The organism is Anabaena sp. UHCC 0187, from assembly GCF_009712035.1.
Classification (GTDB): Bacteria; Cyanobacteriota; Cyanobacteriia; order Cyanobacteriales; family Nostocaceae; genus Dolichospermum.
The window spans coordinates 68,009-93,066 of record NZ_VILB01000007.1 but is presented as its reverse complement, the minus strand read 5'-3'; the positions used below and the strand labels follow the sequence as shown (position 1 = coordinate 93,066).

The window sequence follows — 25,058 nt, the reverse complement described above, 5'->3', positions numbered from 1 at the left end:
ATTAAGCTAATCCTACAGATGCAATGAAAACGTCAATAATTTTGATAGCAATAAAAGGAGCAATAACACCACCTAATCCGTAAATAAAGATATTCCGTTGCAAAAGTTGGTCAGCAGAGAGAGGACGAAATTTCACACCAGTTAACGCTAAGGGAATCAACGCGGGAATAATTAAAGCGTTGTAAATCAAAGCTGATAAAACCGCCGATTGGGTACTTACTAAACCCATAATATTTAAACCACTAACACCAATACCTGGAAAAATTGCCGGAATAATTGCGAAGTATTTAGCGATATCATTAGCCAGAGAAAAAGTTGTTAAAGCCCCACGAGTAATTAGTAACTGTTTACCAATAGTGACGATATCAATTAATTTTGTCGGGTCAGAATCCAAGTCCACCATATTAGCAGCTTCCTTCGCCGCTTGTGTACCAGAATTCATAGCCACACCCACATTTGCTTGAGCTAAAGCTGGGGCATCATTAGTACCATCTCCAGTCATAGCAACTAATTTTCCTTGAGCTTGTTCATTGCGAATTACTTCAATTTTATCCTCTGGAGTTGCTTCAGCAATAAAATCATCTACACCAGCTTCTTCTGCAATTACTGAAGCAGTAAGACGGTTATCTCCTGTCAGCATTATAGTTTTAATTCCCATTCTTCGCATTTGATCAAATCGTTCTTTAATCCCCGGTTTAATAATATCTTTGAGATAAATTACACCGTAAATATCATTATTTTGACAAATTGCTAATGGTGTTCCTCCTAATTTAGAAACTCGCTCATAAGCCGTATCGAGTTCTGGCGTTAATTGTCCATTTCGAGAACGCACAAATCCTTTAATTGCGTCTACAGCACCTTTACGAATTTCTACTCCATTCGGTAAATCAATCCCACTCATGCGCGTTTTTGCTGAAAATTCAATCCCCTCCGCAGTTGTGGGACTAAAACTCAATTTTGCTCCTAATGATTCGGCTAATTTAACAATTGATTTTCCTTCGGGAGTTTCATCAAAAATACTGGATGCTAAGGAAATTTGGGCAACTTCATTGAGGGAATGACCTTTAACAGGAATAAATTCCTCCGCCATGCGGTTTCCTAATGTAATTGTTCCCGTTTTATCTAAAACCAAAGTGTTAATATCTCCACAGGCTTCTACAGCCCTGCCAGAAGTAGCTATGACGTTAAATTGAGCAACTCTATCCATTCCGGCAATGCCAATTGCACTCAATAATCCGCCAATTGTTGTCGGAATTAACGCCACCAATAAAGCAATTAAGACGGCAATACTTACAGGTGACTTAACATAAACTGACACTGTAGGTAGCGTGACAATTACCACTAAAAAAACTTGAGTTAGCACTGCTAAAAGTACAGTTAAAGCAATTTCATTCGGGGTTTTAGTGCGAGAAGCGCCTTCTACTAAAGCAATCATGCGGTCAATAAAACCTTGACCAGGATCTGATGTTACCCTAATAGTTAATTCATCAGAATTAATGCGCGTTCCTCCCGTAACAGAACTAGCAATATCAGTTCCCGGTTGCTTTAAAACTGGTGCAGATTCTCCAGTAATAGCAGATTCATCTACAGCAGCTACTCCACCAATTACTTCTCCGTCTGCGGGGATAACATCACCAGCGATAACTTTAATTTGATCACCACGTCGCAGAGTAGCGGAACTAACTTCTTGAATAGAACCGTCAGGAAGCAGTTTTCGGGCTGTGACATCGGATTTTGTCGCCCGTAATGAGTCAGCTTGTGCTTTTCCTCTTCCTTCAGCCACAGCTTCCGCAAAATTTGCAAACACAAGAGTAAAGAACAGAATTATCATAATTAGACCGTTAAAAAGCCGAGGATTTTTATCAGGATTAACCCCAAAAAGATTTGGTTCAATAGTTACTAAAACCGTAACAATCGTCCCCACCCATACTAAAAACATAACTGGATTTTTTAGCATATTGCGTGGGTCTAATTTGACAAACGCTTGTTTAAATGCCCTAGAATAAATTCCAGTATTTTTAACCTTGGGAGTATGTTTCCGTTCTTGTCGAGTTTTTGTAGTTTTCATGGATGTTTAGTTATTTATAGGAGAACGAACCGCAGAGGCGCAGAGGACGCAGAGAAATGAAAGATTGAAAGATATTTTTTGTAGGTCATAAGTTTATTTGGCAATTAAAAACCATTCTGCAATTGGACCTAAAACTAATACGGGAAAGAAGGTTAGCGCCCCCAGAATTAAAATTACTCCTCCTGTAACTCCGGTAAATAAACGAGTATCTGTTCTGAGAGTACCGGCAGTCATGGGAACTGGTTGTTTTCTAGAAATACCATCTGCTAATAATAGTAAAGCGATGATAGGAATGTAACGACCGGCTAAAATGCTGACACTGGTGCTGAGATTCCACCACAGGGTATTATCTCCCAATCCTTCAAAACCAGAACCGTTATTGGCAGCAGCAGAAGCGTATTCATAAACTACTTGAGAAACTCCATGAAATCCTGGGTTACTAATACCTGAAAGCACGTCAGGAAAGGCAAAAACTATTGCCCAAGGGATTAAAACTGCGAAAGGATGAACTAATAAAATTACACTGGAAAGAACTATTTCTTGTTTTTCAATTTTTCGTCCTAAAAATTCTGGTGTTCTTCCTACCATTAAACCAGTCAGGAATACTGCCAAAATCAAGTAGATAAATAAATATGCTGTGCCTGTTCCTTGTCCTCCCCAAATAATTTGTAAAAACAGATTTGAGAGGGTGGAAAATCCGCCAGGTGGCATTAAGGAATCGTGCATTCCGTTGACAGCACCACACATTGTTGCTGTTGTCATCACTGCCCAAAGTGCTGTTTGCGCCCAACCAAATCTGACTTCTTTTCCTTCTAAGTTAGGTTGCTGTGATCCTAACAAGGAATTAACAAGTGGATTTCCTTGATATTCACCAATTGCTGTTATTGCTACTAAGAAAATAAAGATGATAAATACCATCCAAAATACTAACCATGCTTGTTTGAGATTATTAGCGAATACTCCGTAAGTGTAAATAAAAGCTGAAGGAATAGAAATCATTGCCCAAGTTGCTAATAAATTAGAAAAACCGTTGGGATTTTCAAAGGGGTGGGCTGAGTTAACACCAAAAAAACCGCCGCCATTTTCACCAATTTGTTTGATAATTTCAAAGTGAGCAACTGGTCCGCGAGCGATCGCTTGTGTTGCTCCTTCTAATGTTGTGGCTGTTGCTACTCCTGCAAGGGTTTCGGGGACACCAGCCATGATTAATAATAATCCCCCGACAATAGACATAGGTAGTAAAATTCGGGTAATTGCTTTAGTTAAATCACCATAAAAGTTACCTAATCCTCTCCCCGTTAAACCACGAATAAAGGCAATACCCACCGCTAAACCTGTGGCTGCTGAGGTAAACATTAAAAAACCTAAAGCAAAGGTTTGACTAGCATAACTATATGTTGTTTCTCCAGAGTAATGTTGTTGATCTGTGTTAGTTAAAAAGGAGAGAGTGGTATGTAATGCCAAATCCCAATTTGGTGCTTTTAATCCTGTAGGATTTAGTGGTAAAAATCCTTGAGTCATGAAGATGGCAAATACCAAAATTGCCATGACAAGATTACTATAAAGTACCGCTTTGGCATATCCCCAACCTGTCATTTCATCTTCTGGACGAACTCCACTTAATACAAATATTATTCTTTCTAAGGGATTTAAAACAGAGTCTAGCAGTGTTTTTTCTCCTAGAAAAACGCGAGCGATATATCTCCCTAGTAAGGGAGTAGTGGCAATGACGATAATTAATGTCAATGCAATTTGCATCCAACCTTGTAACATGAATTATAAAAGCTCCTAGCAGTATCAGTAAAATTCAGTAAAATCAATTTTTGAATGATTCAGCCATATCGTAGTCTGGATGAATTTATATCATTGATGATTTTCGGAATAAAAACAAGCAATACAAGGATATAAAAACTGTTTATTTTTTCTATTTATCTGTCTACCCAAAGATATATATCAGTGTTTAGTAAAGTTTAGTGAAAATCTAAACGCTAGTAAACAAGATCCCTGACTTCTTGAAGAAGTCGGTGATCTAAATTTTGATAATTGCTATAGTTATATAAGTCGAAAAAAGGTAACTTAGTAAATGGCATATTTTAAAAATAAATTAATAAACAATAATTTACGCGTTAGTAAAATATTACTGATTGTGACTATATTTATCTTTCTAGCAGTTTTAGAATATTCTACCCCAAATGACTATGTTTTTGGATATCTCTACAGTGGAGCAATTTTATTAGTCAATTCTTGGTTTGGGGGAATGGCAACAACCAGCGCCACATTTATGGCTGTTTTTCTAACTATGTTAAATGTGTGGATACCTGGAAGTGAAGTAATTCGGGCTTCTACTGTTGCGAGTCGAGTCATTGCTGCAATGGCTTTGATAGTTACAGGATTTTTAAGTCAGCGATTAAGAAAATCTCAAAAAGCCATTGCCCTTACTCAAACTCAATTAGAAAGCCAAGCGCAATTAGTGAGGCTACGAGAAGATTTTGCTTCTACACTTACCCACGATTTAAAAACGCCACTTTTAGGAGCAATTGAAACTATTAAAGCCTTTCAACAAGAAAAATTTGGTGCGGTTTTACCAACTCAGCAAAAAGTTTTGGCAACAATGGTACGTAGTCATGAAACTTCTTTAGATTTATTAGAAACTTTGTTAGATGTTTATCGCAATGATACTGAAGGCTTAAAACTGGATTTAGCTCCTGTGGATTTAAGTATTTTAGCAGAAACGGCAGCGTCTACTTTAATTGAATTAGCGGCAAATCGTCGCATTCATCTATCATTAAACTATGGTAACTCAGATTGGAAACGCTCTCTTTGGGTTCACGGTGATGCTTTGCAACTGCAACGAGTTTTTAGCAATCTTCTCATCAATGCTATTAACCATTCTCGACGTGGAGATCATGTCGAAATCGTTTTAGAACCCCAAACTTCCTATCAAGTTGTCAAGATTTTAGATACGGGTGCAGGTATCCAACCTGAACAGTTTTCCCACTTATTTGAAAGATTTTACCAAGGAAATAGCTATAGTGGTGAGCTTTCCCAACGTCAAGCCAAAGGTTCAGGATTGGGACTTTATTTATCTCGGCAAATTATTGAAGCTCATCACGGTATAATATGGGCAGAAAACAGAGTTCCCAATGGCGCTATTTTTGCCTTCAAGCTCCCTGTTTTGCCATATCAGCCTTAAATAATATCAGATGTCTTCTACCCCTATAAAAATCCTTCTAGTTGAGGATGATGAACTTTTCCGTTTAGGCTTGCGTGTGCGGTTGCAGCAAGAAACTGGTTTGGAGATTATTGCTGAAGCAGAAGATGGTGAAACAGCCATTGAATTAGTTAACCAGCATTCTCTCGATGTCGTTATTTTAGATGTAGGATTACCAGGAATTGGCGGGATTGAAGCCTGTTATCAAATTAAACAAAAATATCCCAATTTGCCAGTTTTAGTTCTTACTTCCCATTCCCAAAAATCTCTAATTACGCGGCTAATTGAAGTGGGCGCTCAAGGTTATTGTCTCAAAGGTGTTGCGGCTGAAAAATTGGTATTAGCCCTGTGTTCTGTAGCGTCTGGGGCATCTTGGTGGGATGAAACAGCTACTAGAGAAATTCGTTCTACTTTTGCATCAGATCATCACCAGTATGAATTAGAAAATAGCTCAAAACCTGCTCATAAACTAACACAAAGAGAACAACAAATTTTATCACTTTTGGCAGCGGAAAAAACTAATCAAGAAATTGCGATTGCACTCTATATTACACCGGGAACAGTGAGGGTACACGTCCATACTATCTTACAAAAACTAGAAGTTAGAGATAGCGAAGCGCTCCGTAGGAATCGCTCTCAGGCTGTTGTTGTGGCTTTGCAAAAACGGTTGATTAAAGATGATTTAATTTAATTTTTCTTGTAACCAATCTTCTAATTGCAAATCTTTTATTCTTAATAAATCAGAATCATGAGAAACTAGAATTAAATTGTGAATAATAGCTGTAGCTGCTATAAATATATCTGCTTCTTGAATTGGTAAACCTCTGTGTTTTAAATTAGCATAGATTTCTGATGCTTTTTGAAATATTGTCATATCATCTAATAGCAATACTGGATATTCATGACATAGGTTTTGTAAATCAATTAACTTTCTCGTCGCGTTTACTGCTAAAAGTCCACGTTTGATTTCATAATAAGTCATTCCACTGATAAAAACTTTTTCTCCTTGAGTACGTAATTTGTCTAATTTAATAATAACTTTTAGATTATTTCTGAAAATTGCTGAAATAATATTAGTATCTAGTAGATATCCCATTTACTTATTTCCGTTTTACTGCTTCATCAAATATTGTCATTTCTTCCGGTGTAAAATCATTTAAAGTTCCTGCTACAGAATGAAGAACTAAAATACCATTAATTCTCTTAATTAATTCTTCCTGTTCTATTATCTCTACATTTGGTTTATTGAATAGATCATAGATGTAATTAATCATTTTTTCTTTATCTAATCTTTCTTGATAAAGGCTATTATTAGCAATTAAATTTTCTATAATCGCTGAGATGCGTTTAAAGGCAGTTTCTTCTTTGAGAGATGTGTTATTCATATTTTTGTGAGATATTTTTCCACAACAGATACTATTATACCACAGGGTTACGAATGCGATGTAACAATTGCAAAATTTCTGCTTTTAGAAAACTTCCCGCACCTCCACCCCATGAAAATTATTTAACTTTGATAAATCAAAGATCATAACTCTTGAGTACAACATTAATATAGATAGAATATTTACCATTTGCTATAATTAAAATATTGGCTAAAAGTCAAAATAATTGATAATTAATAATTCCCAATTCATCAAACTGTAAAAAACATCACAAATTCACTTCCTGACTTTAGCTAGTTCTAATGCTTATCTTTTTGGTTTCTCTGCATACAGTTTAAACAACCACAAAAGACTCAGGAAGGAAAATCATGACCAAATCCTATGCCACAATTGATGGTAATGAAGCCGTTGCCCGTGTAGCTTACAAATTAAACGAAGTCATTGCCATTTATCCTATCACCCCATCTTCCAATATGGGTGAATGGGCTGATGCTTGGATGTCGGAAAATAAACCAAATCTTTGGGGTACAGTTCCCAGTGTCACCCAAATGCAAAGCGAAGGAGGGGCTGCTGCTGCGGTTCATGGGGCATTACAAACAGGGGCATTAAGTACAACTTTCACCGCTTCCCAGGGATTATTATTAATGATTCCCAATTTGTACAAAATTGCCGGAGAATTAACCAGTTTTGTGCTTCATGTTTCCGCCCGTTCTTTAGCTACACACGCTTTATCTATTTTCGGTGATCATAGTGATGTCATGGCTGCAAGAGCGACAGGTTTCGCTTTTTTATGTTCCGCTTCTGTCCAGGAAAGTCATGATTTTGCGTTAATTTCTCATGCTGCAACTTTAGAAGCAAGAGTGCCATTTATGCACTTTTTTGATGGGTTTAGAACATCCCACGAAGTGCAAAAAGTTGAATTATTATCTGATGAAGATTTACAGGAAATTATTCCTTTTGAATCAATATTAGCACATCGTCAACGGTGTTTAACTCCAGATAGTCCAGTATTACGAGGAACAGCCCAAAACCCCGATGTTTATTTTCAATCTCGTGAAGGTGCAAATCCTTATTATGATGGTTGTGCTGATATTGTCCAAAAAATTATGGACAAATTTGGAGAACGCACAGGCAGATATTACAAACTCTATGAATATCATGGCGCACCTAACGCAGAAAGAGTAATTGTGATTATGGGTTCTGGTTGTGAAACTGTTCATGAAACGGTGGATTATCTCAACAATGAAGGGGAAAAAGTTGGAGTTATTAAAGTGCGGCTTTTCCGTCCTTTTGATGTTGCTAGATTTATAGAAGCATTACCAAATAGTGTCAAATCTATTGCCGTTCTTGATAGAACTAAAGAAGCCGGAAGCGCAGGAGAACCATTATATTTAGATGTGGTGACAGCTATTTATGAAGGCTGGAAAAAAACCACATTCCCGAAAATTGTTGGCGGTAGGTATGGACTTTCTTCTAAAGAATTTACTCCGGCAATGGTGAAGAGTGTATTTGATAATCTCACCCAAATTAAACCCAAGAATCATTTTACCATTGGCATTAATGATGATGTCAGTTTTACCTCTTTGAATTTTGATTCTAATTTCTCTACAGAACCGGATTATGTAGTTCGGGCAATGTTCTATGGTTTGGGTTCAGATGGTACAGTTGGGGCAAATAAGAACTCCATCAAAATCATCGGTGAGGGAACAGAAAATAACGCCCAAGGTTACTTTGTTTATGATTCCAAAAAATCCGGTTCAATGACAGTTTCTCACTTGCGGTTTGGAACTGGAACAATTCGCTCAACTTATCTCATAGACAAAGCTAATTTTATCGGTTGTCACCATTGGGGATTTGTGGAAACTATTGATATTTTAAAAGCTGCTGCACCGGGGGCAACTTTGCTGTTAAATAGTCCTTATGATGCTGATAAGGTTTGGCAAAATCTACCACAAAAAGTCCAACAGCAAATTATTGACAAAAACTTGAAAGTTTACACTATTAACGCCAGTCAAGTAGCTAAAAATAGTGGCATGGGACACAGAATTAATACTATCATGCAGGTGTGTTTCTTTGCTTTAGCGGGGGTCTTGCCAGAAAAAGAAGCAATTGCTAAAATCAAACAAGCCATAGAAAAAACCTATGGTAAAAAAGGCGTGGAAGTTGTCAAGATGAATTTGAAAGCTGTGGACAACACCCTAGAAAATCTTCATGAAGTTGGTAATAGATCATTGGTAACAGGTAATAGGGAAGAAACCAAATTATTAATTACCAAACCCAAATTTATCGAGAATGTTCTTGATAAAATTATGATCTGGGAAGGTGATGATTTACCTGTGAGTGCTTTACCTGCTGACGGAACTTTCCCCAGTGGGACTGCAAAATGGGAAAAACGCAACGTTGCGGAAGAAATCCCGGTGTGGGATGGTGATGTCTGCGTTCAATGCGGCAAATGTGTAATGGTTTGTCCTCACGCTGCTATTCGTGCGAAAGCTTATCAACCTAGTGAATTAGTCAACGCACCGATAACTTTTAAATCAACTAACGCCAAAGATAAGAGCTTTGCTAACCAGAAATTTACCATTCAGGTAGCCCCAGAAGACTGTACAGGCTGCGAAATTTGTGTGAGCGTCTGCCCTGCCAAAAATAAAGCAGAACCCACCCTGAAGGCGATTAATATGAGTCCGCAATTACCGTTGCGGGAACAGGAACGGGAAAATTGGAATTTCTTTTTGAGTTTACCAAATCCTGACCGGAAAACTTTAAAAGTAAGCCAAATTCGCCAACAACAATTGCAAGAACCGTTGTTTGAATTTTCTGGTGCTTGTGCTGGGTGCGGAGAAACACCCTACCTTAAATTATTAACACAATTATTTGGCGATCGCTCACTCGTTGCCAACGCCACCGGTTGTTCTTCCATTTACGGGGGAAATCTCCCCACAACTCCTTGGAGTCAAAACGCTGACGGAAGAGGTCCCGCATGGTCAAATAGTTTATTTGAAGATAATGCAGAATTCGGTTTTGGTTATCGTTTATCCATAGACAAACAAGCGGAATTTGCAGCCGAATTATTGTCACAATTAAGTAGTGAAATTGGCGATAATTTAGTTAATGCAATTCTCAAAGCTGAACAAAAAACCGAAGCTGATATTTGGGACCAACGGGAAAGAATTGTCATTCTTAAACACAAACTCCAAGAAATTTTAACCGCAGATGAAAAAAATATCTGCGTTAATCAGCGTTTATCTGCGTTTGCAAATCTTCAATCCTTAGCTGATTATTTAGTTAAGAAAAGTGTGTGGATAGTTGGAGGTGATGGTTGGGCGTATGATATAGACTTTGGTGGAATTGATCATGTGATTTCCACAGGCAGAAATGTGAATATTTTGGTCATGGATACAGAAGTTTATTCTAACACTGGAGGACAATCTTCTAAAGCTACTCCCAAAGCCGCAGTTGCTAAATATGCGACGGGTGGAAAACCAGCACCCAAGAAAGATTTGGGTTTAATGGCGATGACCTATGGTAATGTTTATGTGGCGAGTGTGGCGTTAGGTGCGAAAGATGAACATACACTCAAAGCATTTTTAGAAGCGGAAGCTTTTGATGGTCCATCAATCATAATTGCTTACAGTCATTGTATTGCTCACGGTATTGATATGACCAAAGGTTTACATCAGCAAAAGGCTTTAGTAGACGCAGGAAGATGGTTGTTATATCGCTATAATCCAGCATTACAATCACAGGGGAAAAATCCCTTACAGTTGGATATGAAAGCGCCTTCTGAATCGGTGGAAAAGTCAATGTATCAAGAGAACCGATTCAAGATGTTGACGAAAAGTAAACCGGAGGTGGCGAAGTTGTTGCTAGAACAAGCGCAAATGGAAGTTAATGCAAGATGGGAAATGTATCAATATTTAGCGAATAGGTAATTGGTAATGAGTAGTAGGTAATAGGTTTTTACCTGTTACCTATTATCATGTCAAAGTTTTCTTTCATAAATTTGAGAACGGACAATTTCAACTTCTTCGGTAATTTCCTCTAATGACAATTCATCAGTTGGAAATATTTCTAATAACCCTGTTAATTTATTATTCAAAGTTTCTTTTTCTAACTCTTTACTAAGTAATATTTTTTCAGAATTAGAAAGTTGTTTAACTAAGCTAAGAATTTGATCAAATGTTAAGGGAAGTTGATAAATATTTTGTAACATGGTGTCAATCCTCCTGTTTTGATATATTATTCACCAGTTTTTATGAATTTCTATTCCTTTAATGTGACACATCGTCCGTAGACTGATAGTCCATAAAGGCTCAAAATCAGTGCATGAATGAATCAAAACAAAAAATTCTTTATGCTTTAGGTTATCTGGTCAGACAACGCAGAACAGAGTTAGGAATTTCACAAGAGGAGTTAGGATTACGTGCTAACTTAGACCGCACATACATTTCCGGTGTGGAACGTGGAGTCAGAAATCCTTCCCTCACTGCTCTTGTAAGTCTTGCAGATGGCTTAGGTATGAGTGTTTCCGTTCTGCTGACAAATCTGGAAATTGAAGCCGATAGAATACAGTGACAAACCAACAAAATTTAGTCGAGACAATTAAAGCCCAATTTAGAAAAGGGGCAACTCAATTACAAGTCTTTAACCTTTTGTCAGATCAAAAATGGCATTGTAGAGAGTGCGAAGGCAAAAACATAGGATCAACTCAGTATGCTGGTGGTGGTGGTATTCAGGGATTACAACGCGGGACAAGAAGTCGTCCTGGTCTTGTCATTGAAACACAAAAGAATTTCTGTCCAAATTGTCAACAAATACGTTTAGGAGATTGCTGGACAGGAGAGATAAAATCGGCTAATTCAGCTTCTAATATACCAGCTTCTTTAGTTCAAAGAATTCTCCAAGTTTATTCATATACAGATGCAATAGAGCAGAGACAAAGAGAGAAGCATGAGCTAGTTATTGATCATAGATTTCCTATGGAACGTTGGGGAGAAAGTGAAGCTCCACATTTAACATCTATGAGTGAAACCGAAATTAGAAAAAAGTTTCAATTACTCAAAAAAGATACTTCTGGAAATCATAATCTTTTGAAATCTAGAAGTTGTGAACGCTGTATAAAAATTGGTAAACGAGGTACACCTTTTGGGATTAAATTTTGGTATCAGGGAGGTGAAAATTGGCCTTCTCAACATCAACGAGGTGATGAGGCTGAGGAAGGCTGTATTGGTTGTGGTTGGTATGATTTTGAAGCTTGGCGTAATGAACTTAATCAAAAGATAGGTGAGTTTGTTCAAAATCAAGAAAAATGAGTGGTTATTTTTTGTTCAAGTAAATATTATTTAAGTAAGGAATCAGTCCATAACCAATACATTCTGCTAAACGTGGTGGTACAGCATTACCAATTTGCCACATCGCTTTTTTCATACTACCTTCAAAAATAAATGAATCGGGAAATGTTTGTAATCTTGCCATTTCCCTAGCTGAAATCACGCGATTTAAATATGGATGAATATGTGTACCACCATGATTTTCTTTCACAGTCATACTCGGTTTACCAGGATATTGTCGTTTGAAAGCATCAACGTATTTTGTATATAAAGAACCACCAGGAGGAACTTGAGCAAGACGTTCCATATACTCCTGTGAATGTTTAGTCCATTCGTGATTAATCTCTGATATTCGAGTGTATTCTGGTAAATCAAAAATTGCTGACTCAATAGGTTTGTATTCTTCTTGGTTTAATTGCGCTTGAGGATAAGGATTTGGCATTCCAAATCTATTAGCAATAAAAATAGCTCTTGGTCGAATTTGTGGGACTCCATAAGCCGCAGATTCCAGAATGGCCACAGAAATATGAGGATAACCAATAGACTCAAAAGCTTCAATAATTGCTGTCTTTACGTCCCCTTTTTGAATTGTCAAAATACCTGGTACATTTTCCATGACTACATACCAAGGGCGTATTTCGGAAACAACACGCACAAATTCATAAAATAATCTATTTCGAGGATCTTTTGGATCACGTTTTCCGGCTACTGAAAATCCTTGACATGGTGGACCACCAACAACAACATTTACATCAGGTGAGCCGATTTGTTGTAGCCAATCTTGGGGAGAAAATTGTTCAATATCTCCACAGAAATGATGACATTGTGGGAAATTTTTTTTGTGCGTAGCAGAAGCAATTGGACTAATTTCTACACTAGCCAATGGTGTGAATCCAGCTTGAAATAACCCTTGTGTGATTCCCCCAGCACCACAAAACAGATCCACAAAAGTATATTTAGATAATGGACTGGGTGGGGAACTAACATCAGTAAATATCTTATATGGATCAGATTTATCCTCATCTAGTTCGCGCTGAATACGCTCATAACGCCCTAATTTCGGCTTCTTTTGCTTTTGGCTAGGATTATGCTCATCCTCGTTAGAAAAAAAAGAAATTTGTGTTCCTTGCATTCGATAATTGATATGAATGTTTGCTGTGACATATAGTCTACAATACATCAATCATAGCAAAATTAGCAACCTAATCCTAAAAACGAGAAAATTCATTTCGTTATCTGACACAATCTATTCCTCAGAAATTAACACTGGAGCAATAAACAGACATCACAAAATTAAAAAATTGCTACAATAGATAACATCCATAAATATCATTTACATTTCCTAGGAGGAAATATTATGTTATCAACAGAACTTCAACAAGAATCAATGAAAACAAGAATTGAGAGAATTGTGAATATTTTGATGGAAGAACGTCCTTTATTTAAGGAAGAACTGAATGATGAAGAAATGATTCATCATTTATGTAACATATTTCAGAAAAATTTATCTATTGAGGAGTTTAATATTATGGAAGATCAGGACTTGAAAACCCGTTGTAGCGGTATTTTGTCTGTAGAAATGCTGTCAGGATTGTTAGATGATTTAACTCCTGAACAAATCGCTATTTTTGACGAAGCAGTTAAACGGAAATAGGTATTATGAGTTATTTATTAGATATAAACATTTTAATAGAATAAATAGAAATAGATCCCCGACTTCTTTAATAAGTCAAGGATCTGGGTATTAAATATTTTAAATTTAGCTACTTAACTCACAGTTTCTAACTGTAAACTTATTGCTTCTTGCTCCCGTTCATGCTGCTGGAATTCTGCTAATTCCGATTCTATTTCTGCCCTTACTTCATGACGGAACTTGAAAAAATGTTCACCTGTACCCAAGGCAATTAAATAATCATATAATAGATGAGGTTTCTGCCGTGCCATTGTTATTAATTGCTGCCAAAAAACAAACCGTGTAGAACGCAAAAATCCCTGTCGCCAACAAATAGACATTAAAAACTGGAACTCTGGTTTAGTTAAAGTTCTTTCATATTTAGCCCGCCAACCTTCCATCATCATAAAATGGCGAAAAGTCCGTTTTAGGTAGGGCATAGGTTCATATAAATTCCAAAAGGCATCAATAAACTCCTCCGCAATTTCCGACATTGGCCGCGTCGGAACAAAATTCATTAAAGCTTTTTGAGAACCCATAAACTCACCCAAACCATCCCTTAATCGTCCTTCTTTTTGCAAGCGAGTCCACATAGCTGTATTCGGTAAAGCTTGCAATAAGTTAAGATGAGCTTGGGGAATACAAGTTGCTTCCACAAACTCTTGAATTCGTTTACCTGCACCTGGTTTTTCCCCATCAAATCCTAAGATAAAACCAGACATAATTTGCAATCCAGCTTTGGTAATTTTATTGCAAGATTCAACTAAAGAACTGCGAGTATTTTGTGGTTTATTAATTCCTACTAAACTATCTACATCAGGGGTTTCAATTCCCATGAATACCTGGACAAAACCAGCTTTTACCATCAATTCTAGTAATTCATCATCTTCTGCTAAATTCAAAGAAGCTTCTGTTAATAAAGCAAAAGGATAATTACGTTCTTCCATCCAGGGAATTAATGCCCTTAAAAAGACTTTAGCATTACGTTTATTGCCAATAAAGTTATCATCAACAATAAACACATAACGCCACCAACCCATCTTGTATAAAGCATCTAATTCTGCCAGAATTTGTTCAGGTGTTTTCGTGCGGGGCTTGCGACCAAAAAGGGTAATAATATCGCAAAATTCACATTGGAAAGGACAACCCCGCGAAAATTGCACCGTCATGGCAATATAAGCATCTAAATCTAATAAATCAAATCGAGGTAAGGGAGTTGTGGTGACATCTGGTTTCTCTGTAGCCCGGAAAATTCCCTTTTCCTCTCCCTTTTCTAAAGCCTCTACAAACAAGGGAATAGTGATTTCCCCTTCATCTAGAATTAAATAATCTGCTCCTGCTTCTAAAACAAATTCTGGTACAGATGTGGCAAATGGTCCCCCCACAGCCACTTTTTTACCTAACTTTTTACCTTTTCTAATTAAGTCCCCAAAATCCTGTTTCTGGATGATCATTGCAGAGACGATAACTATATCGCACCATTCCCAATCTGCATCTGTTTCTAAACGGACATTGCGATCGCTCAATCTGAATTCCCAATCACTCGGTAACATCGCTGCCACCGTAATTAAACCTAATGGGGGATTGGTAGCACGTAACCCAGCTAAATCAATGGTTTCCTGATAAGACCAAAAAGAATTAGGCATTATCGGCCAGATTAATAAAGCTTTCATTAAATATATTTCCCTGAGTTGTTTTTGATCAAAACCTATTTAGTCTGAACTATAAAAGCTAGGTCAGTTGGTTTTTATCTCTCTGGAGATACAGATTATTTTAGTTTTATATTTAAGCAACAAAACAGAGTAACAAAGAGGCACTTGCATGGCGATTTACTCGGTATAATTTGTATTATTAATTTTGCTATCTAAACTCAAATCAAACTGCTTACCAAACTAGCTTAACTTGATATTTAGCAATCATAGGATCACAACTAACTAAGACAGCATCTTCAATATTACTTTGAGCAATTAATAAGCGATCAAAAGGATCTTTGTGATGATTGGATAAATTCTCTAATGCTAAAATATGAGTGACGCTAATCGGAAGAATTTTCAAATTATTGTTTTGTTGTTGATGTTGAATTATCTCTACTAACGGCAGATTCAGAGTTAATTTACCTAATTGAATCTTAATTTGCATTTCCCAAATACTCACCATACTTAACAAGAGAGTATTCGCAGGATTTTGACACAGTATCAAGGCCTGTTGTGAAAGTTTCTCTGGTTCGCTATCCCACCAAATAAAGGTATGAGTATCTAAAAGTAAATTCATAGATTTCCTGTCCAGAAATCTTCAGGTAGTGGCTCATCAAAATCTTCACTTGTCCAAATAGCTCCAGAATGTAATCCTGCTATGCGAGATTGAGAACTTGAAATTTTTTCGGAAGACATTGATATCAAACGTGCTTGGGGGATGCTACCATCAGTTAAAACAATTTCTTTACCTGCAAGCACTAGAGATAACAACTCTTTAATACTGATATTGGATTGATTTACATCAATGTTAAGTGGGGGCATAACTAAATAATTTCCTAGTTGTTAATACACCTATTATTAATTGTAGAAGATGATGAGAAAATGTTTGATCATATTTTCTAACAAACCTCTCCTATCTACTTAGGACGGTTTTCAGGGGTTTGACTTGACGGTTAGGGTCTATAAAATTGAGCAAGTTCTCGTTACACTGATAATTATGGGTAAGCAGCGCGTTTTGTCGGGAGTTCAACCAACTGGTAACTTACACTTAGGTAACTATTTAGGTGCGATTCGCAACTGGGTAGACATTCAAGACCAGTATGAAAATTTCTTTTGTGTGGTAGATTTACACGCCATCACTGTACCGCATAATCCCGCCACTTTAGCGGCTGATACTTACAAGATTGCTGCTTTATATTTAGCCTGTGGTATTGATTTACAGCATTCTCATATCTTTGTTCAGTCCCACGTTTCCGCACACAGTGAACTCACTTGGTTACTAAATTGCATTACTCCCCTGAACTGGTTGCAAGATATGATCCAGTTTAAAGAAAAAGCGGTTAAACAGGGTGAAAATGTCGGTGTTGGCTTGTTAGATTATCCCGTGCTAATGTCTGCGGATATTCTCCTTTATCAAGCTGATAAAGTGCCGGTGGGTGAAGATCAAAAGCAACATTTGGAACTAACGCGGGATATTGTTAATCGGTTTAATCACCAATTTGCGAAAAAAGCACCTGTATTAAAATTACCAGATCCTTTGATTAGAAAGGAAGGTGCAAGGGTAATGAGTTTGACAGATGGAACAAGGAAAATGTCAAAATCAGATCCTTCGGAGTTGAGCCGAATTAATATTTTAGACTCACCAGAGGAGATTACCAAGAAGATTAAACGCTGTAAAACTGATTTAGTGAGGGGTTTAACCTTTGATGATCCAGAACGCCCAGAATGCCATAATTTATTAACTCTGTATACCCTACTGGCTGGAAAAACTAAGGAAGAGGTAGCGGTTGAGTGTGCAGATATGGGTTGGGGACAGTTCAAACCTTTATTGACAGAAACGGCGATTCAGGCTTTAAAGCCAATTCAAGAGAAATATCAGGAGGTAATGGCGGATAAGGGTTATTTAGAGTCAGTGTTGCGGGATGGTGGCGAGAAAGCCAGAGCGATCGCTAATCAAACTTTAGCAGATGTTAAAGCCGCTTTGGGTTTCACTGTTCCTCTTTAAGGTTTAAGCTTTTAGGTGTCTAATGTCTTACCCTACTAGCAAACGGAAATCATAATGTTATGCCGGATACCCATAGTTTTAGTGCTTTTAATAACTTCCGTAAAGCCGCCCAATCAGGTGACTTTTTAATTACCGCCGAAGTTGCACCTCCCAAGGGCGGAGATCCTACCCATACCATCGAAATGGCAGCGACTCTTAAGGGGAGAGTTCATGCTGTCAATATTACTGATGGTAGCCGTGCCGTAATGCGGATGTCTTCCTTGGTAGCCTCAGTAATTTTATTGCAAAATGGCATTGAGCCGATTTGTCAGTTTGCTTGCCGCGATCGTAATAGAATTGGATTACAAGCAGATTTAATGGGCGCTCATGCTTTGGGTATCCGCAACATTTTAGCTTTAACTGGCGACCCTGTAAAAGCCGGTGATCATCCTCAAGCAAAAGCCGTTTTTGATTTGGAAGCTGTGCGGTTATTGCAGTTAATTAGAAACATGAATCAGGGCTTTGATTTTAATGAGAAACCCCTCACTGATGGCGCATTAGATTTATTTGCCGGGGCAGCAGTAGATCCTCAATCGAAAAGTTGGTCAGGTTTACAAAGTCGGTTTGAAAAGAAAATAGCAGCCGGAGCGCAATTTTTTCAAAGTCAATTAATTACTGATTTTGAAATCTTAGAAAAGTTCATGGATAAAATTGCCTGTGGTTACAATAAACCAATTTTGGCAGGAATTTTTCTGTTGAAGTCGGCAAAAAATGCCCAGTTTATTAATAAAGCTGTTCCCGGTGTGAATATTCCTGAACATATTATTGAGAGATTAGCCAAAGCGAAACATCCCCTCGAAGAAGGCATGAAAATTGCCGCCGAACAAGTGCAAATTGCGCGGGAATTGTGTCAGGGTGTGCATATTATGGCGGTGAAACGGGAAGATTTGATTGCACCGATTTTGGATTTAGCGGGGGTGGAGAAAGTTAGTTAGATGGAAATGCGATCGTATTGACTTATGTGCGATCGCTTTTAGCCGGCGTTTCGCCATCGCTTTACACCCTAATTTTGCTAAACTAGAATAAACCTCACACCAGCAGGAGGATATATGACTTTTACAACTGATGTCCAGGAAGATCCAGACTTACGCCCTTACCCAGAAACCTCTCTTCCAGATCATACCCAACTACCAGATTCTAATGGTACGTTTGTGAAAAACTTCCAGGAACATCCCCAAAGTATTCTACTAACAGAGTCCATCACACAAGTATTACAAAAACTCCATCCAGATGGGCAATATACTATAGGTCAAGATTGCGGTATCTATTGGCGTATTACTGACCCACCAGAAAAAGGTGCAGAAGCCCCAGACTGGTTTTATGTCCCGAATGTCCCACCTTTACTCAATGGTAAAACCCGACGTTCCTATGTCCTTTGGCAAGAATATATTTCGCCATTAATTGCGCTAGAATTTGTTTCTGGGAATGGTAGTGAAGAAAGAGATAAAACTCCGTGGAAAGGTAAATTCTGGATTTATGAACAGGTGATTAAACCTGCTTTTTATGGCATTTATGAAGTGAATAAAGCCAGTATAGAAGTCTATGAATTAATTGGTGGAAAATATCAGTTATTGTCAGCAAATGAACGGGGACATTATCCGATTACATCTATGGGTATTGAGTTGGGTTTATGGCAAGGTGAATATAAAAATATGGAATTACCCTGGTTGCGGTGGTGGGATTTGCAAGGTAATTTGTTATTAACTGGTGAGGAAAGAGCAAATCGCTTAACTGCACAATTGCGGGCTTTGGGAATTGAACCGGAAGCCTAATATTATTTAGATTTTGGGTTAAAAATGCGATAGTATTAGTTTTGGATTTGATGGGGGTGGGAGGGAATATGAATAGGATTATTAAGGAGTAAATGCCGTGACAGATGTAAAGGATAATGAAGTTTTAGATTTAGAAGATAGTGATGATGAAGAATATGAAAAAGTTACTTTTGAATATGATCCTGATAAAATTAATATTGCCACTAGACAACCAACAATTGAACAATTATTAAGACGAATTGACGAAGCAGCACTTGATTTAGCACCTGATTTTCAGCGTCAGGCAAATATATGGAATGAAGATGCTAAAAGCCGACTAATTGAGTCTATTCTGATTCGGATTCCATTACCAGCTTTTTATATAGATGCTACTAATGATGATAAATGGGTAGTTGTAGATGGTTTACAAAGACTATCTGCTTTAAAACACTTTGTTAGTGATAAAAGTGAGAAAAGACTGACATTAAGTGGACTAGAATATCTGACAAATCTTAATGGTAAAACTTATGATGATTTAGAACCAAGATACCAACGACGAATTCTAGAAACTCAGCCTACAGTCTATTTAATTGAAAAAGGCACTCCTATAGAAGTAAAATATAATATTTTCAAAAGAATTAATACTGGAGGAGTGGGTCTTTCAAATCAAGAACTACGTCATGCTCTCAACCCAGGTAAAGCCAATGAATTTTTGCGAAAACTTACAGGTCTATCTGAATTTATACAGGTTATTAATCTCAGTAGCGCGAAGAAAAAACGTATGGATGATAGAGAATTTGTAGTTGGTTATCTGGCATTTATGCTTACTCCTTATAAAGATTATAAAGAAAACACTAGGGATGTATTTTTGAGCGAAGCCTTATCTAAAATAAATAATCTAACTGATGATGAATTAATAAATATTAAGGAAAAATTTAAAAAAGCAATGTTGGCTGCTTATGATATTTTTGGAGATAGTGCTTTTCGGAAAATTACTCACAAAAATAATAGGAGATTTCCAGTTAATAAATCTCTTTTTGAATCTTGGTCATTTCATCTTAGTCAATTAAGTTATGAAGATATAGAAAAATTAAAAAAATATAAGCAACAACTAATTGACAAGTTTATTGAATATGCAGATAATGATAGAGAATTTTTAGCATCCATATCCCAAGCTGCAAAGAAAGTTGAGTATAGATTTGAAACTATTGGTAAAATTATTCAGGAAGTATTGTCATGATTATTTCTCTGCGTTTAATTAACTTTAAAAAATTTGAAGATCAGTTGCTTGAATTTAAACCTTTAACATTAATATCTGGTCTAAATAGCACAGGCAAATCTTCCGTACTTCAGTCATTATTACTGTTACGTCAATCTTCTCAACAAAATTTATTACCAAATATAGGATTAGCTTTAAATGGTGAATTAGTAAATATTGGTACAGCACAAGATGCTTTTTATGAAAGTGGAAAAGAAAATTTAATTAGTTTAGAAATAATTTGGGAAAATTATGAAAGTAAATGTAAATGGGTTTTTAAATATGATCCAGATCAGAAAGATGAAGATGTTTTGAATATAATCTCAGAACCCAATTACTCTTATCTATCAAATCTTTTTAGTAACAATTTTCACTTTCTTCAAGCAGAACGTATTGGTCCACGTTCCTTTAATGAAATATCTGATTATCAAGTACGAAGATGTAGACAAATTGGTACTAGAGGGGAATATACAGCCCATTTTTTATATATTTATGGACGTGAACCAATTCCTATAGAAAATCTCAGTTATCCAGAAGCAAAATCAATGGATCTTATAGACCAAGTGGAAGCGTGGATGAGAGAAGTAAGTCCTGGTATTCGTATAGAAATTAAAGCTAATCCAGAGATGGGGTTAGTAAATATACAATATTTTTATGGAGAGAGTAACCGTTACCGTGCGACTAATGTAGGATTTGGAATTACCTACACCCTACCAATAATTGTAGCTATACTTTCATCATATCCTGGTACACTAATTCTAGTTGAAAACCCAGAAGCACATCTTCATCCTAGAGGACAAGTAATAATGGGAGAATTATTAGCATTAGCAGCCAGTTGTGGTATTCAAGTTGTAATAGAAACTCATAGCGATCATGTTTTAAATGGTATTCGTCTTGCTGTTCATGGAGGTAAAATTAAACCAGAAAGTGTACAGTTACATTATTTTCAACGTCAAGAAAAACAAGCACAAGCTCTTACCAAAGTAGTTTCACCCCACATTAATCGCAGTGGCAGAATTGATAAATGGCCAGATGGCTTTTTTGATGAATGGGATAAAAGTTTAGAGGTTTTATTAGAACCAGTGGAAGAGTAAAAATATGGAATTAGAAATCGTTTTTAATGAACTCTGTTTACAAACTCCTTCTACTGATATTAATACAGCAAGACAACTAATGACAGATTTCATAAATACTATACTTGCTATTAAAACTCCAAGTAGTATTAAAAAGAAACTTCGTACCCAAAGCAATTTTAATAATTTACAGCTTGCACCAAATTATCTATTAGTCCAATGGCGTAATGATCCTGATGTAGATATAGATGCTCGAAGATTAATTAGAAGTTTACAAGATAAAAATGATCCTCCCATACCAGATATTGTCGATCCAGAAATTCAGGTAATTTATCAAGGACAGAATACGATTGGAATTTATTACGCTTACGTTTACAATTCTCTAGCCATAAGTTTGCTATCTGATCCACAGTGGGAAGCTAGTAGTTTAGAGGTACAGGTAACAAGAATAAATGAAGATGAAGAAGATCCTTTGATTATTAGTAATGATATTGTAAAACACGTCAGTTGCATCACTCATGGGGGAGAACATACTGATTGGTTAGAAGAACGCTTCAAAATAAATATAGAGAACGGTAATGAAATTTGGAATAGAAGAGAAGAATTATTTTTTAATCTAGAATTTTGTGATTGTGTTGAGAAAGATTTAAAAGATATTCGCTCAGGACAAAATGAATTAGCAGGAGTATGTAAAACCTTAAATGAACTTCAAAAATGTTGTCAAAATTGGACAAGTGAATCATTTAGCGTAGAAGGTTATTCTCTTGATGAATCTGGAGAAAGTAAATCAACTCGTAATAACAATAAATATAGAAAAGAAAGAACATTTATGTGTCCTGATGGAGAGGAACGTTTCTTTGAACGTCATATTAAGTTAAGATCCTGTAACTGGAGGATTCATTTCTTTCCATTGCAGCCAGGAAAAGTTATTATTGGCTATATAGGTCGCCATCTTCCTACAGTAAATTATCGAACATAATTATTAATGCTGTTCATAATTCATTCCTTATACTCCTTTTCCACAGCTAAATATTGCGGCACATTCATCAATTCTTGAAAATCCTGAAAATTCATCAAACCAGATAAATTATCAGTCCTTCCCTGTGCTTTCAAATGACGAAAACAAACACTCATTACCTCAGTTACAGCCATGAGTGCAGTCAGAGGAAAAAAGACAATTTTAAACCCCAAATTTTGCAATTCAATAGGAGAAATGGAGGGAGTTTTCCCACCTTCAACAATATTTGCTACCAATGGTACATCAGGAAAAGCAGCAGCTATAATTTCCAACTCTGCCACAGATTGGGGAGCTTCCACAAACAAGATATCTGCACCAGCATTGATGTATGCTTGACCACGGGCAATGGCTTCCTCCAACCCCAAAGGCGCACGGGCATCAGTTCGGGCTATAATGACCAAACCGCTATCACCACGCGCTTCCACCGCAGCCCGGATTTTTCCCGCGTGTTCAGTCATAGAAATTACCCGTTTACCTGCAAAATGTCCGCATTTCTTCGGCCATTCTTGGTCTTCTAAAATAATCCCAGCTAACCCGGACTGCACCGCATCTTTCACAGTCCGCATCACATTTAAAGCATTACCGTAACCCGTATCACAATCAGCAATCAAAGGTATATTAATTGACTGAGCTATCCGCCCGACACTGTACAAGTTTTCCGTAGCAGTGAGAAAACCATAGTCAGGTAAACCCAAAGTAGAAGCAGCAATTCCAAAACCACTGGTAGCAGCAACGTCAAAACCAGCCTTTTCTACCAGTTTTGCACTCAAACAGTCATAAACACCAGGAATAACCATAATTTCCGGACGTGCCAGTAATTCGCGCAATTTTTTAGCAGCAGACATACAAATAACTATAAATGGACTATTTTGAGAATACAATAAATACCGTATTTATTGTATTTCTTCCTTTGCGCCTTTGCTCCTTTGCCTCTTTGCGCGAAATAAAATTAAATCTTGTTAAGTTTACATTTAAATTAATCACAAATGAGCAAACCAATAGAAGTCCGCAACCCCCGTACAGGTAAATTTGATTATGTCATCGTTCCTCCACCACCAAAATTACTTTCCCAGCAATGTCACCGTCTGCGAAGAGGACAAAGTACCTGGGGAAAATTAGGAATTGAAGGCAGAATTACAGCTTTAAAAGCATGGAAACAAGCTATATTATCAGAACGTAAACAATTAACAGAAGCTTTAGTCAGTGATACGGGGAGATTATTAACATCAATTATGGAAGTAGATTCATTTCTTACTAGTATTGATAAATGGTGTAATATAGCCCCCCAACTACTACAAGGGACAGCTAAAAATACATCTATTCCTTTTATTGCTTTACAACAAACTGCTTCTCCTTATCCTCTAGTCGGAGTAATTAGTCCTTGGAATTTTCCTTTGTCCTTATCTACAATTGATACAATTCCAGCTTTATTAGCCGGTTGTGCGGTGATAGTTAAACCCAGTGAAATAACTCCCCGGTTTGTTGCTCCTTTAATGACAACTCTCAATACTATTCCCCAATTACGTGATGTTTTAAACTTTGTGGAAGGAGCAGCACAAACAGGAGCAGCTTTAATTGAAGATGTAGATTTAATTTGTTTTACAGGTAGTGTAGAAACTGGGCGTTTAGTCGCTGAAAATGCGGCAATTAATTTTATTCCCGCTTTTTTAGAATTAGGAGGAAAAGACCCAGCTATTGTTTTAGAATCTGCCGATTTAGATTTAGCAACTTCAGCAATTTTGTGGGCTGCTGTAGCCAATTCAGGACAGTCATGTTCAGCAATTGAAAGAATTTATGTTGCTGAATCTATATTTGAAGAATTTTATCATCAATTAGTTACTAAAGCTCATCAATTAAAACTAGCATATCCAACTATTGAAAGTGGCGAAATTGGTCCAATTATTTCGGAAAAACAAGCTGCTATTATTAATGATCATTTGCAAGATGCTATTTCTAAAGGGGCAGTAATTCACTGTGGTGGTAAAGTAGAAGAACTAGGTGGAGGTTGGTGGTGTCGTCCCACAGTTATCACTGAAGTTAACCATTCCATGAAGATAATGACTGAAGAAACATTTGGCCCAATTATGCCTGTGATGTCTTTTGCTAATATCGAAGAAGCGATAAATTTAGCTAACGATTCTATTTATGGACTGAGTGCGGCTGTATTTGCAGAATCAGAAGAACTAGCAATAGCAGTTGCTGATAACATAGAAGCCGGTGTGATTAGTATTAATGATGCCGGATTAAGTTCATTAATTAACGAAGGAGACAGAAATGCTTTTAAATTTTCTGGACTAGGAGGTTCACGGATTGGTACAATAGGTTTAAATCGCTTCTTAAGAAAAAAAGCATTTTTGATGAAAACTAACTCTCATAAAGATCCTTGGTGGTTTAATGATAGTGATTAAGTAATTGAGCATGATTTAACATATAGTCTGTAGTGAGCGATTCATCGCTCAAAATGAAAATACTCAGGAATTTATTCCTGAGTACAAACATTATTTACTCTAATTGAAAAACAAAGGGTAAAATAGTAATTCTGTGGTTAATTTCC

The 25,058-nt window shown here is 36.9% G+C and carries 23 protein-coding genes; 13 read left to right on the top strand and 10 right to left on the bottom strand.

The window, feature by feature from the left end; genetic code table 11:
* Position 1: 1 nt before the first annotated feature.
* Together kdpB and kdpA are read right to left on the bottom strand one after the other, a co-directional pair.
* Entirely contained in the window at positions 2 to 2,068 is a 2,067-nt protein-coding gene (kdpB, locus tag FJR11_RS06760; protein WP_168502943.1) for a potassium-transporting ATPase subunit KdpB, read from the bottom strand.
* Positions 2,069 to 2,161: 93 nt separating this feature from the next.
* Entirely contained in the window at positions 2,162 to 3,841 is a 1,680-nt protein-coding gene (gene kdpA / locus FJR11_RS06755) for a potassium-transporting ATPase subunit KdpA (RefSeq protein WP_168502942.1), read from the bottom strand.
* 310 nt (positions 3,842 to 4,151) lie between these two features.
* Between kdpA and FJR11_RS06750 the strand changes: the two genes are divergently transcribed.
* Together FJR11_RS06750 and FJR11_RS06745 are read left to right on the top strand one after the other, a co-directional pair.
* Positions 4,152 to 5,261 (top strand): sensor histidine kinase KdpD, encoded by a 1,110-nt coding sequence (locus tag FJR11_RS06750; protein ID WP_168502941.1) that lies wholly within the window; start codon positions 4,152 to 4,154, stop codon positions 5,259 to 5,261.
* Between the two features lie 10 nt (positions 5,262 to 5,271).
* Positions 5,272 to 5,970, top strand: coding sequence for a response regulator transcription factor (locus FJR11_RS06745; RefSeq protein WP_168502940.1), 699 nt, complete (start codon positions 5,272 to 5,274; stop codon positions 5,968 to 5,970).
* On the opposite strand, the gene FJR11_RS06740 is transcribed toward FJR11_RS06745, so the two are convergent.
* Positions 5,962 to 6,375, bottom strand: coding sequence for a type II toxin-antitoxin system VapC family toxin (locus FJR11_RS06740; RefSeq protein ID WP_168502939.1), 414 nt, complete (start codon positions 6,373 to 6,375; stop codon positions 5,962 to 5,964). The two genes, FJR11_RS06745 and FJR11_RS06740, sit on opposite strands and share 9 nt — an antisense overlap.
* Positions 6,376 to 6,379: 4 nt before the next feature.
* Positions 6,380 to 6,664 carry a hypothetical protein gene (locus tag FJR11_RS06735; protein WP_168502938.1) on the bottom strand — a complete coding sequence of 95 codons (285 nt, stop codon included), beginning with the start codon at positions 6,662 to 6,664 and terminating at the stop codon, positions 6,380 to 6,382.
* A 368-nt stretch (positions 6,665 to 7,032) separates the two neighbouring features.
* Between FJR11_RS06735 and nifJ the strand changes: the two genes are divergently transcribed.
* Positions 7,033 to 10,596: a pyruvate:ferredoxin (flavodoxin) oxidoreductase gene (gene nifJ / locus FJR11_RS06730; protein WP_168502937.1), complete on the top strand. Its 3,564-nt coding sequence runs from the start codon at positions 7,033 to 7,035 to the stop codon at positions 10,594 to 10,596.
* A gap of 50 nt (positions 10,597 to 10,646) precedes the next feature.
* On the opposite strand, the gene vap15 is transcribed toward nifJ, so the two are convergent.
* A complete protein-coding gene (gene vap15 / locus FJR11_RS06725) occupies positions 10,647 to 10,877 on the bottom strand; it encodes a type II toxin-antitoxin system VapB15 family antitoxin (protein WP_168502936.1) in 231 nt (76 codons plus the stop codon).
* A 113-nt stretch (positions 10,878 to 10,990) separates the two neighbouring features.
* Here vap15 and FJR11_RS06720 point away from each other — a divergent pair, with 113 nt between their 5' ends.
* The gene (locus FJR11_RS06720; RefSeq protein WP_168502935.1) at positions 10,991 to 11,239 is read left to right on the top strand and encodes a helix-turn-helix domain-containing protein; all 249 of its coding nucleotides are present in this window, start codon (positions 10,991 to 10,993) and stop codon (positions 11,237 to 11,239) included.
* A complete protein-coding gene (locus tag FJR11_RS06715) occupies positions 11,236 to 11,976 on the top strand; it encodes a restriction endonuclease (RefSeq protein ID WP_168502934.1) in 741 nt (246 codons plus the stop codon). Before FJR11_RS06720 ends, FJR11_RS06715 begins: the two co-directional genes overlap by 4 nt.
* 4 nt (positions 11,977 to 11,980) lie before the next feature.
* Here the strand turns inward: FJR11_RS06715 and FJR11_RS06710 are convergent, their stop codons facing one another.
* Positions 11,981 to 13,126: a DNA cytosine methyltransferase gene (locus FJR11_RS06710; protein WP_168502933.1), complete on the bottom strand. Its 1,146-nt coding sequence runs from the start codon at positions 13,124 to 13,126 to the stop codon at positions 11,981 to 11,983.
* Between the two features lie 225 nt (positions 13,127 to 13,351).
* Here FJR11_RS06710 and FJR11_RS06705 point away from each other — a divergent pair, with 225 nt between their 5' ends.
* The gene (locus tag FJR11_RS06705; protein WP_168502932.1) at positions 13,352 to 13,648 is read left to right on the top strand and encodes a hypothetical protein; all 297 of its coding nucleotides are present in this window, start codon (positions 13,352 to 13,354) and stop codon (positions 13,646 to 13,648) included.
* Positions 13,649 to 13,761: 113 nt separating this feature from the next.
* On the opposite strand, the gene FJR11_RS06700 is transcribed toward FJR11_RS06705, so the two are convergent.
* The 3 genes from FJR11_RS06700 to FJR11_RS06690 form a co-directional block, all read right to left on the bottom strand.
* Entirely contained in the window at positions 13,762 to 15,339 is a 1,578-nt protein-coding gene (locus FJR11_RS06700; protein ID WP_168502931.1) for a B12-binding domain-containing radical SAM protein, read from the bottom strand.
* Between the two features lie 211 nt (positions 15,340 to 15,550).
* Complete coding sequence (locus tag FJR11_RS06695; protein WP_168502930.1) at positions 15,551 to 15,937, bottom strand: type II toxin-antitoxin system VapC family toxin; 387 nt, start codon at positions 15,935 to 15,937, stop codon at positions 15,551 to 15,553.
* The gene (locus FJR11_RS06690) at positions 15,934 to 16,182 is read right to left on the bottom strand and encodes a type II toxin-antitoxin system Phd/YefM family antitoxin (RefSeq protein ID WP_168502929.1); all 249 of its coding nucleotides are present in this window, start codon (positions 16,180 to 16,182) and stop codon (positions 15,934 to 15,936) included. Before FJR11_RS06690 ends, FJR11_RS06695 begins: the two co-directional genes overlap by 4 nt.
* A 175-nt stretch (positions 16,183 to 16,357) precedes the next feature.
* Here FJR11_RS06690 and trpS point away from each other — a divergent pair, with 175 nt between their 5' ends.
* The 6 genes from trpS to FJR11_RS06660 all read left to right on the top strand — a co-directional run bounded on the left by trpS (position 16,358) and on the right by FJR11_RS06660 (position 22,465).
* Complete coding sequence (gene trpS / locus FJR11_RS06685) at positions 16,358 to 17,365, top strand: tryptophan--tRNA ligase (RefSeq protein WP_168502928.1); 1,008 nt, start codon at positions 16,358 to 16,360, stop codon at positions 17,363 to 17,365.
* A gap of 59 nt (positions 17,366 to 17,424) precedes the next feature.
* Entirely contained in the window at positions 17,425 to 18,339 is a 915-nt protein-coding gene (locus FJR11_RS06680) for a methylenetetrahydrofolate reductase (protein ID WP_168502927.1), read from the top strand.
* Between the two features lie 114 nt (positions 18,340 to 18,453).
* Positions 18,454 to 19,176, top strand: coding sequence for a Uma2 family endonuclease (locus FJR11_RS06675; protein ID WP_168502926.1), 723 nt, complete (start codon positions 18,454 to 18,456; stop codon positions 19,174 to 19,176).
* Between the two features lie 97 nt (positions 19,177 to 19,273).
* A complete protein-coding gene (locus tag FJR11_RS06670; RefSeq protein ID WP_168502925.1) occupies positions 19,274 to 20,395 on the top strand; it encodes a DUF262 domain-containing protein in 1,122 nt (373 codons plus the stop codon).
* Positions 20,392 to 21,507: a DUF3696 domain-containing protein gene (locus FJR11_RS06665; protein ID WP_168502924.1), complete on the top strand. Its 1,116-nt coding sequence runs from the start codon at positions 20,392 to 20,394 to the stop codon at positions 21,505 to 21,507. Before FJR11_RS06670 ends, FJR11_RS06665 begins: the two co-directional genes overlap by 4 nt.
* A 4-nt stretch (positions 21,508 to 21,511) precedes the next feature.
* On the top strand, positions 21,512 to 22,465 hold the full coding sequence (locus FJR11_RS06660; RefSeq protein ID WP_168502923.1) for a hypothetical protein: 954 nt from the start codon (positions 21,512 to 21,514) through the stop codon (positions 22,463 to 22,465).
* Positions 22,466 to 22,485: 20 nt separating this feature from the next.
* Here FJR11_RS06660 and FJR11_RS06655 read toward each other — a convergent pair whose 3' ends face one another.
* Positions 22,486 to 23,349, bottom strand: coding sequence for an oxaloacetate decarboxylase (locus FJR11_RS06655; RefSeq protein ID WP_168502922.1), 864 nt, complete (start codon positions 23,347 to 23,349; stop codon positions 22,486 to 22,488).
* 141 nt (positions 23,350 to 23,490) lie between these two features.
* Between FJR11_RS06655 and FJR11_RS06650 the strand changes: the two genes are divergently transcribed.
* Entirely contained in the window at positions 23,491 to 24,912 is a 1,422-nt protein-coding gene (locus FJR11_RS06650; RefSeq protein ID WP_168502921.1) for an aldehyde dehydrogenase family protein, read from the top strand.
* Positions 24,913 to 25,058 lie beyond the last annotated feature (146 nt).